This is a genomic window from Burkholderia sp. WP42, assembly GCF_000745665.1.
GTDB lineage: Bacteria > Pseudomonadota > Gammaproteobacteria > Burkholderiales > Burkholderiaceae > Burkholderia > Burkholderia vietnamiensis.
The window spans coordinates 183,414-199,910 of sequence record NZ_JQJT01000016.1 but is presented as its reverse complement, the minus strand read 5'-3'; the positions used below and the strand labels follow the sequence as shown (position 1 = coordinate 199,910).

Below are 16,497 nucleotides of genomic sequence, written 5' to 3'. Positions count from 1 at the left end.
CCGCCGCACAACAGTGCGCGGCGACGCATCGACGTCACGCGGGTTCGGTCACACCTCTCGCCGAATCCACTTAAAACCACATAGGAGACGAGGAACCGCCATGAATCGGGCTTCCAGTACCTTGCTATGGACCGCGGTCGCGCTGCTCGGCGCCTTCGCGTTCGGCACGATCGCACTTGCGCACGGCGAACGCGTCAGCGCGCTGTGGATCGTGATCGCAGCAGTCTGTGTCTATCTGATCGCATATCGCTTCTACAGCCGTTTCATCGCCAGCAAGGTGATGCAGCTCGACGGGCTGCGGATGACGCCGGCCGTCAAATACAACGACGGCCTCGACTACGTACCGACCAACAAATACGTGCTGTTCGGCCATCACTTCGCCGCGATCGCCGGCGCCGGGCCGCTCGTCGGGCCGGTGCTCGCCGCGCAGATGGGCTACACGCCGGGGATGCTGTGGATCCTGGGCGGCGTCGTGTTCGCAGGCGCCGTGCAGGACTTCATCGTGCTGTTCATCTCGACGCGTCGCGACGGCCGTTCGCTCGGCGACCTCGTCAAGATGGAGCTCGGCACGGTGCCCGGCGTGATCGCGCTGTTCGGCGCGTTCCTGATCATGGTGATCATCCTCGCGGTGCTCGCGCTGATCGTCGTGAAGGCGCTGACGAATTCGCCGTGGGGCACGTTCACCGTCGCCGCGACGATTCCGATCGCGCTGTTCATGGGCATCTACACGCGCTACATCCGCCCGGGCCGCATCGGCGAAGTGTCGATCATCGGCTTCGTGCTGCTGATGGCGTCGATCGCGTTCGGTCAGGCCGTGCACGATTCGCCGACGCTCGCCGCATGGTTCACGTTCAGCGGCACGCAGCTCACCTGGATCCTGATCGGCTACGGCTTCATCGCGTCGGTGCTGCCGGTGTGGCTGCTGCTCGCGCCGCGTGACTACCTGTCGACGTTCCTGAAGATCGGCACGATCCTCGGCCTCGCGATCGGCATCCTAGTCGTCGCGCCGGAACTGAAGATGCCGGCGCTGACGAAGTTCGTCGACGGCACCGGCCCCGTCTGGTCGGGCAATCTGTTCCCGTTCCTGTTCATCACGATCGCGTGCGGCGCGGTGTCGGGCTTCCACGCGCTGATCTCGTCGGGCACGACGCCGAAGCTGATCGACAACGAAACCAACGCGCGCTTCATCGGCTATGGCGCGATGCTGATGGAATCGTTCGTCGCGATCATGGCGCTGGTCGCCGCATGCGTGATCGAGCCGGGCGTCTACTTCGCGATGAACGCGCCGGCGGCCGTGCTCGGCTCGACGCCGGAAGCGGTTGCCAACACCGTCACGCAATGGGGCTTCGTGCTGACGCCCGACATGCTCACGCAGACGGCGAAGGCCGTCGGCGAAACGACGATCATCGCCCGCGCGGGCGGCGCACCGACGCTGGCCGTCGGCATGGCGCACATCCTGCATCAGGTGATCGGCGGCGAAGCGATGATGGCGTTCTGGTATCACTTCGCGATCCTGTTCGAGGCGCTGTTCATCCTGACGGCCGTCGATGCAGGCACGCGCGCCGGCCGCTTCATGCTGCAGGACCTGCTCGGCACGTTCCACCCGGCGCTCAAGCGCACGGAATCGCTGCCGGCGAACCTGGTCGCCACCGCGCTGTGCGTGGCCGCGTGGGGCTACTTCCTGTATCAGGGCGTGGTCGATCCGCTCGGCGGCATCAACACGCTGTGGCCGCTGTTCGGCATCTCGAACCAGATGCTCGCCGCGATCGCGCTGGTGCTCGGCACCGTCGTGCTGTTCAAGATGAAGCGCGAGCGCTACGCATGGGTGACGATCGTGCCGACCGCATGGCTGCTGATCTGCACGCTCACGGCCGGCTGGCAGAAGATCTTCGACGCGAACCCGAAGGTCAGCTTCCTCGCGCATGCGGCCAAGCTGCAGGCGTCGGTGGACCAGGGCAAGGTGCTCGCGCCGGCGAAGTCGCTCGCGCAGATGAAGCGGATCATCTTCAACGACTACGTCGATGCTGCGCTGGCCGGGCTGTTCATCTTCGTCGTCGTGGCGATCGCGGTGTACGGGCTACTCGCCGTGCTGCGCGCGCGCCGCGAGGCGAAGCCGAGCGTGCGCGAGACGCCGTACGAGCCGATGCCGGCCGCGCAGGCGCTCGGCAGCGGACGCTGACGGGAGGCCGCGATGTTCACCGATCTCGGCAGCGACCTGCGCAGCGCGGGCCGTTACCTCGGGCAGGCGTTGCGGCTGATGGTCGGGCTGCCCGACTACGACACCTACGTTGCGCACATGCGCGACACCCATCCGGACCGCGAGCCGATGACCTACGAGGAATTCTTCCGCGAGCGTCAGAACGCGCGATACGGGTCCGGGGCAGGGAAGTGTTGCTGAACCGGGCCGGCGCAGCCGGCCGGTAGCGGTCCGTCGACGGATCCGAAAGCGCCGCGAAGCGATTCGCGGCGCTTTTTCTTTGTGCGGACGGCGCGCGCGTACCGCGTCGTTTGACCGCGTTCGGCGCCGCGCGCGCGGCCGGCCGGTATCATAGGGCTCCGCCTTTTCCGATGAATCCGCGCAGGAGAATCCGTCGTGCATGCCGGTGAGCGTTTCAACAGTATTTCCCATCTCGTCGGCGCGGTGCTGTCGATCGCAGGGCTCGTCGCACTGGTGACGATGGGCGCCCTCGACCACGACCCGTACAAGATCGTGAGCTTCAGCGTGTACGGCGCGATGCTGATCCTGCTCTATGCGATTTCGACGCTGTACCACAGTGTACGCAAGCCGCGGCTCAAGGCGATCCTGCAGAAGTGCGATCACGCGGCCATCTACCTGCTGATCGCGGGCAGCTACACGCCGTTCACGCTCGTCACGCTGCGCGGCCCGTGGGGCTGGTCGCTGTTCGGCGTGAGCTGGGGGCTCGCCGCCTTCGGCATCGCGCAGGAACTGACGCTGGGGCGGCGCACGCGCATCGTGTCGATGGTGCTGTACGTGCTGATGGGCTGGCTCGCGCTCGTCGCGATCCGTCCGCTCGTTCATGCGCTGCCGCCCGTGGGCACCGTGTGGCTCGTGGCCGGCGGCATCATCTACAGCGTGGGCATCTACTTCTTCATCAACGACGAGCGCATTCGTCACGGGCACGGCATCTGGCATCTGTTCGTGCTGGCCGGTAGCCTGTGCCAGTTCGTCAGCGTCGCGATGTATGTCGCGTGAGCGCAACCGGGACGGCGTGCGTCACGCGCGCCCGTCCGCCGGCGCCGCGCTGCGCAGCGCGTTGAACCCGGCCCAGCCCCAGTAGACGCGATGATGCGCGATCAGCTCGTCGCGCAGGTCCATCACTTCGACGAGATCGACCTGATCGCCGTCCGGCGTGGCGCGCGGATATTCCCAGATCAGTTGGCGTCCGTTCGAAAAGAACTGGCCCGTGCGGTACCAGCGTCCAAGCCGGCTTCGCGGATCGCGCAGGCCGGCCGCGAAGAATGCGGCGATCGCCGTCTTGCCGTGGAGCACGCCTGACCCGTGCTCGGGCAGCGTGACGACGATCAGCGGCGTTTCGAGTATCGCGTCGGGCGCATACAGCGCCATCAGCGCGTCGAGGTCGCGCGCGACGACGGCGGCGTGCCAGTCGTGATGGATGCGCTGCGCGTGGGTATCGGTATCGGTCATCGCGGGCTGCTTCAGGTGTGGATAACGACGCGACTGTACCGATCCGCCGCCGCCGGATGTTTCACCGCGAGCCGAAACGTCGATGCGCCGCGCTCAGCCGGCCAGCGCTTCGAGGTTCAGCGAATGCGAGTTGCCGATCCACACCGCGCTGTCGCGATGGTCGCGCAGTTCGTCGTCGGTGTTCGGGTGCAGCAGGATGTCGAGCTTGCCGTGATTGAGCACGAGCCACGGCACGATCTCGTCGAAGCGCGCGGCACCGAACGCGATCTGGTACGACCACGCGGGATGCGGGCCGACGAGACGTTCATGAAAGCGGCCGAGCTCGACGCTCGCGCCGAACCGCTCGTCGATGACGGCGCGCAGCGCCCACGCGGCGTCGCGGCTCGCGGCGTCGAAGTAGACGTGGGCATGCCAGCTGACGATGGCGGCGGGGTCGATGATGGCCATGGTAGTGCTCGGGAAATGAATGCGCGCAGAGGTTGCGGGATGCGACCGGTGCGCAATTATCGCGCGACCTCGCCGCGCGGGTATCGTCGCCGCGCGCCGATTCGGCCCGGAAGATTGTCGCGCATCAGACGCGGCGCGTTCGCTCGCTGAGGCGTTGCGCGGGCGTGCCGGTGCATCCGGCATCGCGCCGTCGCATACCGCACCGGCCCACCGGCGGAGGCAATCTCCACCGCAATAGATCGTTTCGGAAACTGCAAGAGCGCTCTGCGCGCCGGTTCGCAGTTCCGCGAAGACGCGATCATGTCATTGAACGCATTAAGGAAATGAGGGCCGGGCGGCAGCGGTAAGCGGCGTGGCGCGCGCTTCGATTTCGCCGCCGAAAATGTCCATTGCGAAATCGGCTATTCAAGCGCACGGCCGTGCGCAATACGATTATCGGGCCGCATCGACACCGATGATCGATGCGTACGCAACCATCTGGAGGCCAATATGCGATCCCTCGTTTCCCTTGCTGCTCTGTCCGTCACGCTTGCCGCGGTGCCGGCCGCGAGCTTTGCTCAATCCGTCAACACCGCGTGGCAGCCGAACGTCGTGCCGCTGACGTGGTCTGCGGCGCGTGCCGAGACCGACGTGCAATTGCAGCAGATGGCGCGCGCTGGCTTTTCGGCAACGATGGCCGGCAACCAGAACTATCCGCAGGCGATGCAGCGCGCGCTCGAACGCGTGAAGAACCCGGTGCCCGACCGCTCGCGCGAAGAGAAGATGGCGATGGAAGCGCGCGCCGCCAGCGCCGCGCGCAGCGGCCATCCGGTGCAGGCGTTCTTCGTGAAGACCGCGTACTACCTGAAGGGCGAGAACACGTTCTGACGCGCGCGGTGCGCGGTGTGCGGCGAGCGCTCAGCACCCACCGCCATTCAGTGGCCCGCCGTGCGCCGCGGCGCACGGGCCGGCGCTGCCGCCAGCGTGATGTGCCGCAGCGGCGTGTCGCCGCAGCGAGCATGCAAAAAAAACGAGGGCGCCCCGGAGCAATCCGGAGCGCCCTCGTCGTGCGGGCGATGCGGGCCGGGCCCGCGTCGTTGCGAGCCGCTCGTCAGGCCGCCGTTGCCGGCTTCGCCGGCTTCTGCAGCTTGCCCTTGCCGGCGCGCTGGATTTCCTCGAGCTTGATCTCGACGTGGCGCGAGAACACGTACTCGGCCGGGCGCTGCTTCGCGATCGAGATGTCCGGCGCGAACGGGCCGTCCGTCTTGATCCCCTTCTGGCTGACGCGCAGCGCCTTCAGCGGATGCGCGATCGTGTCCATCACGGCGGTCGCTTCGAAGCCGCAGTGGACCATGCAGTCCGCGCACTTCTCGTAGTTGCCGACGCCGTAGTTGTCCCAGTTGGTGTCTTCCATCAGTTCCTTGAAGGTCTTCACGTAACCTTCGCCGACCAGATAGCACGGCTTCTGCCAGCCGAACACGGTACGCGCGGGGTTGCCCCACGGCGTGCACTTGTACGTCTGGTTGCCGGCCAGGAAGTCGAGGAACAGCGACGACTGGCTGAACGACCAGCGCTTGCCGCCTTCGCCGCGCTTCAGGATTTCGCGGAACAGGTTCTTCGTCTTGTCGCGGTTCAGGAAGTGCTGCTGATCCGGCGCTCGCTCGTATGCGTAGCCCGGCGACACGGTGATGCCGTCGACGCCGATCGGCCCCAGCGTATCGAAGAACTTCGCGACGCGCTCGGGGATCGCGTCGTTGAACAGCGTGCAGTTGATGTTCACGCGGAAGCCGCGGCGCTTCGCTTCCTTGATCGCCGCGACCGCCTTCTCGTACACGCCGTCCTGCGACACGGAATGGTCGTGCATCTCCTTGTCGCCGTCGAGGTGGACCGACCAGACGAAGTACGGATTCGGCTGGTAGTCGTCCATCTTCTTTTCCATCAGGAGCGCGTTCGTGCACAGGTACACGAATTTCTTGCGCTTCATGATGCCCTTGACGATTTCCGGCATCTCCTTGTGGAGCAGCGGCTCGCCGCCGGCGATCGACACGATCGGCGCGCCGCATTCGTCGACGGCGTGCAGGCATTCCTCGACCGACAGACGCTGGTTCAGGATCGGGTCCGGATAGTCGATCTTGCCGCAGCCGTTACAGGCGAGGTTGCAGCGGAACAGCGGCTCGAGCATCAGCGCGAGCGGGTAGCGTTTGTTGCCGGACAGGTGTTGGCGCATGATGTATGCGCCGACGCGGACTTGCTGGAGCAGCGGAATAGACAAGAGTTGTCCTCCTTAAACTTCGCGGGCGACAGCTTGCATGAGCTTCGCCGGCAACTTGAACTCGACTTTTTCTTCACGGCCCGCCATCGTCGTGACATCGACGGGCCCCAGCGCGCGCAGCGCGCCGATCACATCCTCGACCATCTCTTCGGGCGCCGAGGCGCCGGCCGTCAGGCCGACCGTCTGCACGCCCGCGAACCATTCGGCCTTCACTTCCGAGCCGTCGGCGACCAGGTAGCTCGGCACGCCGCTTTCGGTGCCGATCTCGCGCAGCCGGTTCGAGTTCGAACTGTTCGTCGCCCCGACCACCAGCAGCACGTCGACCTGGGTGCTCAACTCGCGAACGGCGGCCTGGCGATTCTGCGTCGCGTAGCAGATGTCGCGCGTGTCCGGGCCGACGATGTCGGTGAACCGGCGCTGCAGCGCTTCGATGATGCCGCGCGTGTCGTCGACCGAGAGAGTGGTCTGCGTCACGTACGCGACCGGCGTATCGACCGGCAGCGTCAGCGTATCGACTTCGGCCTCGCTCTGCACGAGCACCACTTCGGCCGGGATCTGGCCGATCGTGCCTTCGACTTCCGGATGGCCCGCATGGCCGATCAGGATCAGACGACGGCCCGCCGCGACGTACTGGCGGCCCTGCACGTGCACCTTCGTGACGAGCGGGCAGGTGGCGTCGAGCACGTCGAGGCCGCGCGTTTCCGCGTCGCGTTCGACGGTCTGGGCGACACCGTGCGCGCTGAAGATCGCCACAGCGCCGTGCGGCACCTCGTCGAGTTCCTCAACGAACCGTGCCCCTTTATTACGCAGATTTTCGACGACATGCCGGTTATGCACGATCTCGTGACGCACATAGACCGGCGCGCCGTGCTGTTGCAGCGCGCGATCGACGATCTCGATCGCACGGACAACCCCCGCGCAAAAGCCGCGGGGCTGGGCAAGGATGACTCGCATAAGTGAGCGAACTCCGACGACAGACGCCGGGGTTCGAGGAGCTGGCACAGCTCGCTCGCCCCGGCTTGATGTTATGAAGGCAGGAAACGAACCGGCCAGGCCAGGCCCCGGAACCCCGAATTAATCGCGCATTTTAACCCTATCGCGCCGTCCTTGCTCTGGTGCCGTGTCGGCCGTGTTGCATCGGCCGCGAAGCCGCGTCGGCACTCGCGCGCGCGGAACCCGGTAAACTGCGCGGTTTCGCGGGCGGCCTGTCGGGCAGCCCGCCGTCGCGCTCATTTCAAGGCCATTCGATGACCGTCGATTCTCTTGCATATTGCCCTGCCGCCGGTGCGGTCATGGGTCGTTCAAATCCCGCCCCGGCTGCGCCCGGTCGGGCCGGCATGGCGGCCCGCCGCCCGGGCCTGCCGCAGGAGGCCCGCCGATGATGCTTGCAATTGCCTTTCTGGTGTCCGCGCTGTCGCTGGTGATCTGGCTCGTGCTGCTGGTCGCGCGCGGCGGCTTCTGGCGCGCGCGGCCCGCGCGGGTGCTGCCGCCCGAGGCGCGCGGCGCGGCCGCGGCCGCCGGCTGGCCGGCCGTCGTCGCGGTGGTGCCGGCGCGCAACGAGGCCGACGTGATCGCGCAGGCGGCGACGTCGCTGCTCGAGCAGGATTACCCGGGCGAGTTCCATCTGATCATCGTCGACGACCACAGCGACGACGGCACCGCCGACGCCGCCCGCGCCGCCGCGCTGGCGATCAACCGCGCGGAGCGCTTGACGGTGTTGAGCGCCAAGCCGCTGCCGTCCGGCTGGTCGGGCAAGGTTTGGGCGCAGTCGCAGGGCATCGCCGCGGTGCGCACGCTGGGCCTGCCGGCCGACTATCTGCTGCTGACGGACGCCGACATCGGCCATCCGCGCGACGCGGTCGCGCAGCTCGTCACGCGTGCGCAGGCCGAGCAGCGCGATCTGGTGTCGCTGATGGTGCGGCTGCGTTGCGATTCGTTCTGGGAGAAGGCGCTGATCCCGGCGTTCGTGTTCTTCTTCGCGAAGCTCTATCCGTTCTCGTGGATCAACGATCCGCGCAACCGGACGGCCGGTGCCGCGGGCGGCTGCATGCTGGTCAAGCGCAGCGCGCTGGAGGAGGCGGGCGGCATCGAATCGATCCGCGGCGCGCTGATCGACGACTGCAGCCTCGCCGCGCAGATCAAGCATCGCGGCAGCGGCCGGCATCCGATCCGGCTCGATCTGGCCGAGCGCAGCGTGTCGCTGCGCCCGTACGACAGCTGGCGCGACATCTGGAACATGATCGCGCGCACGGCGTTCACGCAGCTCCACTATTCGCCGCTGCTGCTCGCGGGCACGCTGCTCGGGATGACGATCATCTACCTCGTGCCGCCCGTGGTCGCGCTCGCGTACGGCGCGCGCGCATGGCCGGCATGGCTCGCGTGGGCGTCGATGTGCACCGCGTATGCGCCGATGCTGCGCTACTACCGGCGCTCGCCGCTGTGGGCGCCCGCGCTGCCGCTGGTCGCGCTGTTCTACGTCGGTGCGACGTTCGCATCCGCATGGCGTTACTGGCGCGGCAAGGGCGGGCAGTGGAAGGCGCGCGTGCAGGCGCCGGTGGAGCGCTGAACGGCGCCCGCGCACGCCGGCCGGTCGCCGGTTCGTCGCACAGCAAAAAGCCCGATCGGCGTGCAGCCGATCGGGCTTTGTCGTTTGGCGCGAAGGGATTTGGCGCGGCCGCGCCCGCTTACCGCTGGGTCAGCAGCATGTACATCTGGATCACGACGTCCGGCGAGAACGTGAACGGCACCCAGCCGTAGCCGGTGTGGCGCGTGACCAGCAGGCGGTCGCCGTTCGACTGCTTCTGCACGACCATCATCGGATTCTTGGTCGTCACGAAGCGCCAGCCGGCCGGGATGCCCGCCGGCGGTTCCGGCTGCATCGACGCGCGCGCGTGCGCGAGCTCCTCGATCAGCTGGCCGACCTGCTCCGGGTGCAGCGTGATCGACTGGCCGTTGACGGTCAACGTCAGCTCGTTCTGCGACGGGCGCGCGACGTGCAGCGTCGCCTTGTCCGCAGGAGGGTTTGCTGCATCGGCGGCCGGCTCGCCGACCGCTTCGGCGGCATCGGGCTGCGCGGCCGGCTCGGTTGCCGCTGCCGTCGCTGCCGCCGTCGCGGCGTCCTTCACGACGGCTTCGACCAGCGCTTCGGCCTCGGCCACCGCCTTCGCGTGCCGCTCGGCGGCCGCTTCGGCCTGCGCGATCGCGTCGGCGTGGCGCTGCTTGACCGCTTCGGCTTCCGCAATCGCATCCGCGTGGCGTTGCGCGGCGGCTTCGGCTTGCGCGATGGCTTCGGTGTGACGCTGCGTGATCGCGTCGGCCTGCGCGGCTGCCTCGGTGTGGCGCCGGGCGGCGGCTTCCGCTTGCGCGATCGCCTCGGTATGACGTCGCGCGAGCGCCTCGGCCTCGGCGATCGCGGCCGCGTGACGCTGCGTCGCCGCTTCGGCTTCGGCGGTCGCGTCCGCATGGCGCTTCGCGGCGGCTTCGGCCTCCGCGGCGGCGAGCGCGTGGCGCTGGGCGGCCGCGTCGGCTTCGGTCGCGGCTGCGTGGTGACGTTGCGCGGCCGCCTCGGCTTCGGCGATCGCGGCGGCATGGCGTTGCGACGCGGCTTCGGCGTCCGCGTGGCGCTGGGCGAGCGCTTCGGTCAGCGCGGTGGCTTCGGCGTGCCGCTGGACCGCCGCGTCGGCTTGCGCGGCGGCTTCGGTGTGACGCACGGCGGCGGCTTCCGCCGCTTCGGTGGCGGCCGCGTGGCGCTGCTGTGCGGCTTGCGCATCGGCGGCGGCCGTCGTGTGGCGCTGCGCGGCGGCCTGGGCTTCCGCTTCCGCGGCGGCGTGACGTGCGGCCGCGGCCTGCGCCTCGGCCGCCGCGGCGCGCGCGAACGCTTCGGCGCTGCGTGCCGCCTGCTGCGCGGCGTGGTGATCGTGGAGGAGCCGATCGACGCCGGCGTTCAGCGAATCGATCTGATCGTTCAGGTTCATGCGTGTCTTCTCTGCGTAAGACCCGCGATTTTAACCGCTGCGCCGGTGCCGGTCCGCCGGTGGCGTGTAACAAAGTGCGCAAAGCGGCGTGTTGCGCGCCGCTTTGTGCTACTTCAGATAGCCGGCCGAGCCGAACCAGTCGAGCGCGTCGCGCAGCCCTTCGCGGTACGGCCGCGCGCGGTAGCCCAGCTCGCGCTCGGCCTTCGCCGACGTGAAGTACATCTTGTTCTTCGACATCCGCAGCCCGTCGACGGTCACGAAAGGCTCCTTCTTCGTGAACTTCGCGACGGCCTCCGCGCCGAGCGCGAGCGGGTACAGCGGCCAGCGCGGCAGCGCGATCGTCGGCGCCTTGCGGCCGGTCATCCCGGCGATGTCGGCGAGCATCTGCTGCAGCGGCAGGTTCTCGCCGCCGAGGATGTAGCGCTCGCCGATCCGGCCGCGCTCGAGCGCGAGGAAGTGGCCGTGCGCGACGTCGTCGACGTGCACTAGGTTCAGGCCCGTATCGACGAACGCCGGAATCTTGCCGAGCGCCGCTTCGACGATGATGCGGCCGGTCGGCGTGGGCTTCACGTCGCGCGGGCCGATCGGCGTCGACGGGTTCACGATCACGGCCGGCAACCCTTCGTCGGCGATCATCCGCTCGACCGCGCGCTCGGCCAGCACCTTGCTGCGCTTGTACACGCCGATCGCCTGCTCGGCGGTGAGCGGCCGGTTCTCGTCGGACGGATCGCCGGCGCTCGTGACCTTCAGCGTCGCGACGCTGCTGGTGTACACGATGCGCTCCACGCCGGCGGCGCGCGCCGCGCGCATCGTCGCGACGGCGCCTTCCAGGTTCGCGCGTTCGATCTCGTGCGGGTCGGGCGCCCACAGCCGGTAGTCGGCCGCCACGTGCAGCAGGTAGCGCACGCCGCTCAGCGCGGCGCGCATCGACGCCTCGTCGCGCATGTCGCCGGTGACGATTTCGGCGTCGAGGTTCGCGACGTTGGTGCGCGGGCTGGTCGGGCGCACCAGCACGCGCACCGCATAGCCCTTCTGCTGCGCGATGCGCGCGACGGCCGAGCCGACGAAACCGGACGCGCCGGTGACGAGAACGAGATCGCGGGAGGTATCAGTCATGCGTTTCCTTCGGGGCCGCGCGAGCGCGCGGCGGTTGTGCGTCGGCGAGATTGTACGTGGTCGGCGCGCGCGGCGACGCGACCGCCGCGCATGCACCGCGCACCCCGGCCGCGTGCGTGTGGGAAGCGCCCGACGCGACTACAATGCCGGGCTTGAATGCACCAAGGGAGCGCGCCGCGATGAGCCGAAATGAACTGGACGAACGAATCGAGACCTACTACGTGCGGGTGCGCGGCGTCGTGCAGGGCGTCGGCTTCCGTCACGCGACGGTGCGCGAGGCGCATGCGCTGAAGCTGCGCGGCTGGGTCGCGAATCTCGAGGACGGCAGCGTCGAGGCGATGATCCAGGGCCCCGGCGCGCAGATCGACCGCATGCTCGCCTGGCTGCGCCACGGGCCGCCGGCCGCGCGCGTGACCGAGGTGACGTTCGAGGAGCGCCACGTCGAACGGCGCTTCGAGCGCTTCCAGCAGCAGTAAGGCGAACCCGACATGACGGGGTATCCGGAAGCCGGGCGCGGCATTGCGCTGTCGGTGACGGCGTCGACGCTGTTCGCGCTGATGTCCGTCTACGCGAAACTGCTGGCGCCGCTCACCGGCCTCGACATCTTCGCGTGGCGGATCCTGTGGACCGCGCCCGGTGCGCTCGCGCTGATCGCGCTGCGCGGCCGCTGGCCCGCGCTCGTCGAGCTCGCGCGGCGCAGCGTGCGCGACTGGCGCCTGCTGATCGCGCTGCCGGTCAGCGCCGCGCTGCTCGGCGTGCAGCTGTGGCTGTTCCTGTGGGCGCCGTTGCACGGCCGCATGCTCGAGGTGTCGCTCGGCTATTTCCTGCTGCCGCTGACGATGGTGCTGGTCGGCCGCTTCTACTATCACGAGCGGCTCGATCCGCTGCAATGGGCGGCCGTCGCATGCGCGGCGCTCGGCGTCGCGCACGAAGTGTGGGCGACGCGCGCATTCGCGTGGCCGACGCTCGTCGTGGCGCTCGGCTATCCGCCGTACTTCGTGCTGCGCCGGCGGATCAACGCCGATTCGCTCGCCGCGTTCGCGCTCGAGATCGCGCTGCTGTGCCCGGTCGCGCTCGCGATGGTGTCGGCGAGCGCGACGCCGGTCGGCTGCCATCCGCTGGTGTGGGCCGCGCTGCTGCCGGGGCTCGGCGTGCTCAGCACACTCGCGCTGGCGAGCTACCTGAAGGCGAGCCGGATGCTGCCGATGGCGCTGTTCGGCATCCTCGGCTACGTCGAGCCCGTGCTGCTCGTTGCGGTGTCGCTGCTGCTGCTTGGCGAGACGCTGAACGCGTCGCAACTGGCGACGTACGCGCCGATCTGGGCCGCCGTCGCGCTGACCGCATGGCACAGCGCGATGCTGATGCGGCGTCTGCCGATGCGCGGCTGAGGGCGTTCGGCGCGCGCCCGCGTCGTGCGCCGCACCTGCTCCGACGCCCGTTGCCGTCCGCGAGCTGACAGCGCGCCGACATCGAGCTGGCGGCTCCGCCAGCTTCGCAGCGCCTGCGTCGCGGCTGTAATCGAACAGAAGATGCCGTTGCATTTTGTTACTTAGGGTATTCCCGCGACGGCCACTAGACTGGGTTCACCGTCTTCTCTTCGTATGCGGTTTTCCCATGAACGGTCATCTCCTTGCCTCGCCGGCCAGGCTGGCACGCCGCGGGCATACGCGCGGCGCCGCCGATCGCACCAGCCGCCTCGTTCCCTCTGCCGGCGCATGCCGCGCCTACGCGTTGCAGGTGTGCTCATGTCGGTGAGCGCGCCGCTCGTGTCCGCGGGGCTGCCGGCGCGCAGCGGCCGCCTGATCGAAGTCGACTTCTTCCGCGGCATCGTGCTGCTGATGATCGTCGTCGACCATATCGGCGCGAGCGTCCTGTCGCGCGTCACGCTCCACGCGTTCGCGCTCTGCGATGCGGCCGAAGTGTTCGTGTTCCTCGGCGGCTTCGCGACCGCGAGCGCGTACGGCGCGATTGCGGACCGGCACGGCCCGCGCGCCGCGCAGCGCCGCTTCGTGCGCCGCGCGATGCAGATCTACCGGGCGTTTCTCGCGACCTCGACGCTGATGCTGATCGTCTCGGCCGTGCTCGACCATTACGGGATCGACGCGCCGAACCTCGCGCTCGACGACGTCAGCGTGATGCTCGCGTCGCCGCTCACCGGCGCGGCCGAGCTGCTCACCTTCCAGCGCCAGCCGTATCTCGCGTCGGTGCTGCCGATGTACGTGCTGTTCGCGCTCGCGTCGCCGGTGCTGGTGCCGTTCGCGCGCCGCCATCCGTGGCTCACGGTCGCGTTCAGCGTCGCATCGTGGGGCGCGGCCGGCTGGCTCGGCCCCGAACTGCTGGATACCGATTCATTTCGCTGGAGCTTCAACCCGTTCGCGTGGCAGTTGATGTTCGTGGCCGGCGTGCTCGCGCGCTGCCAGCCGTTCTACCGGCGCGTCGCGCTCGGACGCTGGGGCGCCGCGGCGACCGGCGTCGCGTGCGCGATCGTGCTCGGCTGTGCGAGCTACAAGCTGTTCTCGGGGCTGCCCGCACCGGAAGGGCTGCTCAAGCGCGACCTCGCGTTGTCGCGCGTCGTCAGCTTCGCGGCGATCGCATGGCTGATGGCCGATTGCGTGCGGCGCGGCTGGATCGAGCGGCTCGCGCGCGCGGTGCGGCCGGTAGTGGCGGTCGGCCGGCGCGGGCTCGTCTGCTTCGTCGCGGGCGCCGCCATTTCGCTCGTCATCGATTCGCTGCTGCATCCGGTCGCGAACGGCGCGCAACTGCGCCATCTCGGCGTGGGCCTCGCGGCCGACGCGTGCGCGGTGGGGCTGATGATGGCCGTGGCCGGTTCGGGGGCGTGGTTCGCGCGCCGGCGCGGGGCCGTGGCGTAGAGTGCGCGATCGCGCGTGGCGCTGCGCTGCGGTGAATGCGGGAGCGCAATCGGCGCAGCGCACCGAATGCGGTCAGTGTGCGGAGCCGATGCGCGAGCGCGGCACGGCGGGCGTGTCGTCGGTTTCGGCTTCAGGCGCGGCGTCGTCGCGCGCTTCGGACTTCGGGTCGTCCTGCTGCGCCAGCACCGCATCTGCTTCGGCTGCGGCCCGGGCGGCGCGCAGCGCGGTGCAGCGTTGCGCGTGCCGGATGTCCGACAGTATCCGCAACAGCCGAGTCGTTTTGCCTTTCATGATCCTCTCCCGCCGGTGCGCATCGTGTGAGCCGACGCGCCGTTGCAACCAGTGTAGGACGTGCCGGCCGCGCCGGCGGGAGAATGTGGCGCGCATGCCGCACGCCGAGGGATAGTACTTACTGCGCCGACGCCATCGCCTGCGCGTCCTGTTCGTCGCGGCGTTCGTCCGCGCAGCGCTGATGCTGACGCGACAGCCGGTTCATCATCGGCAGCAGCAGCAGCGCGAGCAGCATGCCGATCGCGGCGAGCCAGCCGAGCTTCTCGAACAGCGACAGGTACAGCGGCAGCGATTCGGTCGCCGGCAGCTCGTGCGACGGCATCTGCGCGAAGTTCGCGACGACGCTGCCGAGATACTGCGACACGCCCGTCGCGACGAAATACGCGCCCATCATGAAGCCGCTCATGCGCGCCGGCACGTAGCGCGCGATCATCGCGAGGCCGAGGCCGCTCACCAGCAGTTCGCCGAGCGAGTAGAGGCCGTAGCCCCACACCATGAACCACGACGACACGCGGCCGTCCACCGCGTAGCGCCCGCTGATCGTGAACACCAGATAGCCGGCGGCCACCGCGCCGAAGCCGAGTGCGTACTTCGCCGCCACCGGCAGGTCGCCGCCGCGCTTCGACACCGCGTTGTAGATCCACACGAGCACAGGGCTCAGCAGCATGATCCAGATCGGGTTCAGCGCCTGGAACTGCGCGGCGCTCCACGTGAACAGCGTCGTGCCGAACAGCATGAAACGCGGATCGACGTTGCGCAGCGCGAACAGCGTCAGCGACGTCGACATCTGCACGTAGAAGATGAAGAACAGGATCACCTGGCCGATCAGCACGAGCGCGGCGATCAGCCCCGCGCGCTCGGAGCGCTCCGACTTCGCGATCATGTACGCGAAGATCGCGAGGATCGCGAACGCCGCCGCCCACACGCTCGCCACCGCGAGCTGCTTGTGCTGCAGCACGTACAGCGTGAGCAGCGCGAGCGCGACGCCGCCGGCCGCCACCGCGCCGAGGCGCTTCCAGCGGATCGGCGCGTCGTCGGGCTGCGAGCCGACGTGCGCGAGCGTGCGGTGCATCAGCATGAAGTTCAGGATCGCGAGCAGCATGCCGGCGCCGCAGACCGCGAATGCGGTGTGCCAGCCCCAGTGATCCTTGATCCACGGCGTCGCGAGCATCGACACGGTCGAACCGATGTTGACGGCCATGTAGTAGATCGTGAACGCGCTGTCGATGCGCGCGTCGTCGCCTTCGTAGATGCGGCGCACGAGGTTCGCCGCATTCGCCTTGAACAGCCCGTTGCCGACGACGATCACGCCGAGCGACGCGTACATGTAGGCGAGCGCGTCGTTCGGCATCGCGAGCATCAGGTAGCCGGCGCACAGCACGGCCGCGCCGATGATCATCGTGCGACGTGCGCCGAGCACCTTGTCGCCGATCCAGCCGCCGATCGACGGCGACGCGTAGACGAGCGCGGTGAACGCGCCCCAGGTGAGGTTCGCGTGGCTGTCGGTGAAGCCGAGCCGGTCGACCATGAAGAGGACCAGGAGCGCGGCCATCCCGTAGTAGCCGAAGCGCTCCCACATTTCGATGAGAAAGACCGTCGTGAACGATCGGGTCTGTGAAACAGGTGCGTGCATGATCAATCTCGTTTTGATACGGACGACGCGGATCGCGCGTCGCTGGGGTCGAACTGGCGCCGCCGCACGAGGCCGGGTAGGCCGTGCAGCGGCGATGAAGCAGCCGGGCGGGTCAGCCCGGGCCGGGGCCGGACGCCGCCCGGGCGGGCGGCGCGCGGCCTCGACCGGCGCACGCGTTGTAACGTTTGCCGGTCCGGTGCGTCGGGTCTGCGCCACTCAGGGAAACTCCCGATATGGCAGCAGCTTTC

Annotated in this window: 16 protein-coding genes; 8 read left to right on the top strand and 8 right to left on the bottom strand. The window is 68.7% G+C overall.

Going from position 1 to position 16,497, the window contains the following annotated elements:
• Nucleotides 1-100 precede the first annotated feature (100 nt).
• The 3 genes from EX20_RS09950 to trhA all read left to right on the top strand — a co-directional run bounded on the left by EX20_RS09950 (nucleotide 101) and on the right by trhA (nucleotide 3,214).
• Complete coding sequence (locus tag EX20_RS09950) at nucleotides 101-2,179, top strand: carbon starvation CstA family protein (protein ID WP_011881068.1); 2,079 nt, start codon at nucleotides 101-103, stop codon at nucleotides 2,177-2,179.
• 12 nt (nucleotides 2,180-2,191) lie between these two features.
• Nucleotides 2,192-2,398 carry a YbdD/YjiX family protein gene (locus EX20_RS09945; RefSeq protein ID WP_011881067.1) on the top strand — a complete coding sequence of 69 codons (207 nt, stop codon included), beginning with the start codon at nucleotides 2,192-2,194 and terminating at the stop codon, nucleotides 2,396-2,398.
• A gap of 195 nt (nucleotides 2,399-2,593) precedes the next feature.
• Nucleotides 2,594-3,214, top strand: coding sequence for a PAQR family membrane homeostasis protein TrhA (trhA, locus tag EX20_RS09940; RefSeq protein ID WP_011881066.1), 621 nt, complete (start codon nucleotides 2,594-2,596; stop codon nucleotides 3,212-3,214).
• Nucleotides 3,215-3,235: 21 nt separating this feature from the next.
• Here trhA and EX20_RS09935 read toward each other — a convergent pair whose 3' ends face one another.
• Both EX20_RS09935 and EX20_RS09930 read right to left on the bottom strand, forming a co-directional pair.
• Nucleotides 3,236-3,667: a nuclear transport factor 2 family protein gene (locus tag EX20_RS09935; RefSeq protein ID WP_011881065.1), complete on the bottom strand. Its 432-nt coding sequence runs from the start codon at nucleotides 3,665-3,667 to the stop codon at nucleotides 3,236-3,238.
• A 93-nt stretch (nucleotides 3,668-3,760) separates the two neighbouring features.
• Entirely contained in the window at nucleotides 3,761-4,114 is a 354-nt protein-coding gene (locus EX20_RS09930) for a DOPA 4,5-dioxygenase family protein (protein ID WP_011881064.1), read from the bottom strand.
• Between the two features lie 489 nt (nucleotides 4,115-4,603).
• On the opposite strand from EX20_RS09930, the gene EX20_RS09925 reads away from it, so the two are divergent.
• Complete coding sequence (locus EX20_RS09925; protein ID WP_011881063.1) at nucleotides 4,604-4,981, top strand: hypothetical protein; 378 nt, start codon at nucleotides 4,604-4,606, stop codon at nucleotides 4,979-4,981.
• A gap of 223 nt (nucleotides 4,982-5,204) precedes the next feature.
• Here EX20_RS09925 and hpnH read toward each other — a convergent pair whose 3' ends face one another.
• Both hpnH and ispH read right to left on the bottom strand, forming a co-directional pair.
• The gene (gene hpnH / locus EX20_RS09920; RefSeq protein WP_011881062.1) at nucleotides 5,205-6,365 is read right to left on the bottom strand and encodes an adenosyl-hopene transferase HpnH; all 1,161 of its coding nucleotides are present in this window, start codon (nucleotides 6,363-6,365) and stop codon (nucleotides 5,205-5,207) included.
• A 12-nt stretch (nucleotides 6,366-6,377) separates the two neighbouring features.
• A complete protein-coding gene (gene ispH / locus EX20_RS09915) occupies nucleotides 6,378-7,319 on the bottom strand; it encodes a 4-hydroxy-3-methylbut-2-enyl diphosphate reductase (protein WP_011881061.1) in 942 nt (313 codons plus the stop codon).
• Nucleotides 7,320-7,743: 424 nt separating this feature from the next.
• On the opposite strand from ispH, the gene EX20_RS09910 reads away from it, so the two are divergent.
• Nucleotides 7,744-8,931, top strand: coding sequence for a glycosyltransferase (locus EX20_RS09910; RefSeq protein WP_011881060.1), 1,188 nt, complete (start codon nucleotides 7,744-7,746; stop codon nucleotides 8,929-8,931).
• 118 nt (nucleotides 8,932-9,049) lie between these two features.
• Here EX20_RS09910 and EX20_RS09905 read toward each other — a convergent pair whose 3' ends face one another.
• Together EX20_RS09905 and hpnA are read right to left on the bottom strand one after the other, a co-directional pair.
• Entirely contained in the window at nucleotides 9,050-10,339 is a 1,290-nt protein-coding gene (locus EX20_RS09905) for a hypothetical protein (RefSeq protein WP_034193413.1), read from the bottom strand.
• A gap of 108 nt (nucleotides 10,340-10,447) precedes the next feature.
• On the bottom strand, nucleotides 10,448-11,455 hold the full coding sequence (hpnA, locus tag EX20_RS09900; protein WP_011881058.1) for a hopanoid-associated sugar epimerase: 1,008 nt from the start codon (nucleotides 11,453-11,455) through the stop codon (nucleotides 10,448-10,450).
• A gap of 179 nt (nucleotides 11,456-11,634) precedes the next feature.
• Here hpnA and EX20_RS09895 point away from each other — a divergent pair, with 179 nt between their 5' ends.
• The 3 genes from EX20_RS09895 (at nucleotide 11,635) to EX20_RS09885 (ending at nucleotide 14,325) form a co-directional block, all read left to right on the top strand.
• Nucleotides 11,635-11,931 carry an acylphosphatase gene (locus EX20_RS09895; RefSeq protein WP_011881057.1) on the top strand — a complete coding sequence of 99 codons (297 nt, stop codon included), beginning with the start codon at nucleotides 11,635-11,637 and terminating at the stop codon, nucleotides 11,929-11,931.
• A 12-nt stretch (nucleotides 11,932-11,943) separates the two neighbouring features.
• A complete protein-coding gene (rarD, locus tag EX20_RS09890) occupies nucleotides 11,944-12,843 on the top strand; it encodes an EamA family transporter RarD (RefSeq protein ID WP_034193412.1) in 900 nt (299 codons plus the stop codon).
• Between the two features lie 357 nt (nucleotides 12,844-13,200).
• A complete protein-coding gene (locus tag EX20_RS09885; RefSeq protein WP_014724181.1) occupies nucleotides 13,201-14,325 on the top strand; it encodes an OpgC domain-containing protein in 1,125 nt (374 codons plus the stop codon).
• 72 nt (nucleotides 14,326-14,397) lie between these two features.
• Here EX20_RS09885 and EX20_RS09880 read toward each other — a convergent pair whose 3' ends face one another.
• Nucleotides 14,398-14,616 (bottom strand): hypothetical protein, encoded by a 219-nt coding sequence (locus EX20_RS09880; protein ID WP_014724180.1) that lies wholly within the window; start codon nucleotides 14,614-14,616, stop codon nucleotides 14,398-14,400.
• 118 nt (nucleotides 14,617-14,734) lie between these two features.
• Complete coding sequence (locus EX20_RS09875; protein ID WP_175464257.1) at nucleotides 14,735-16,249, bottom strand: peptide MFS transporter; 1,515 nt, start codon at nucleotides 16,247-16,249, stop codon at nucleotides 14,735-14,737.
• Nucleotides 16,250-16,497: the final 248 nt, after the last annotated feature.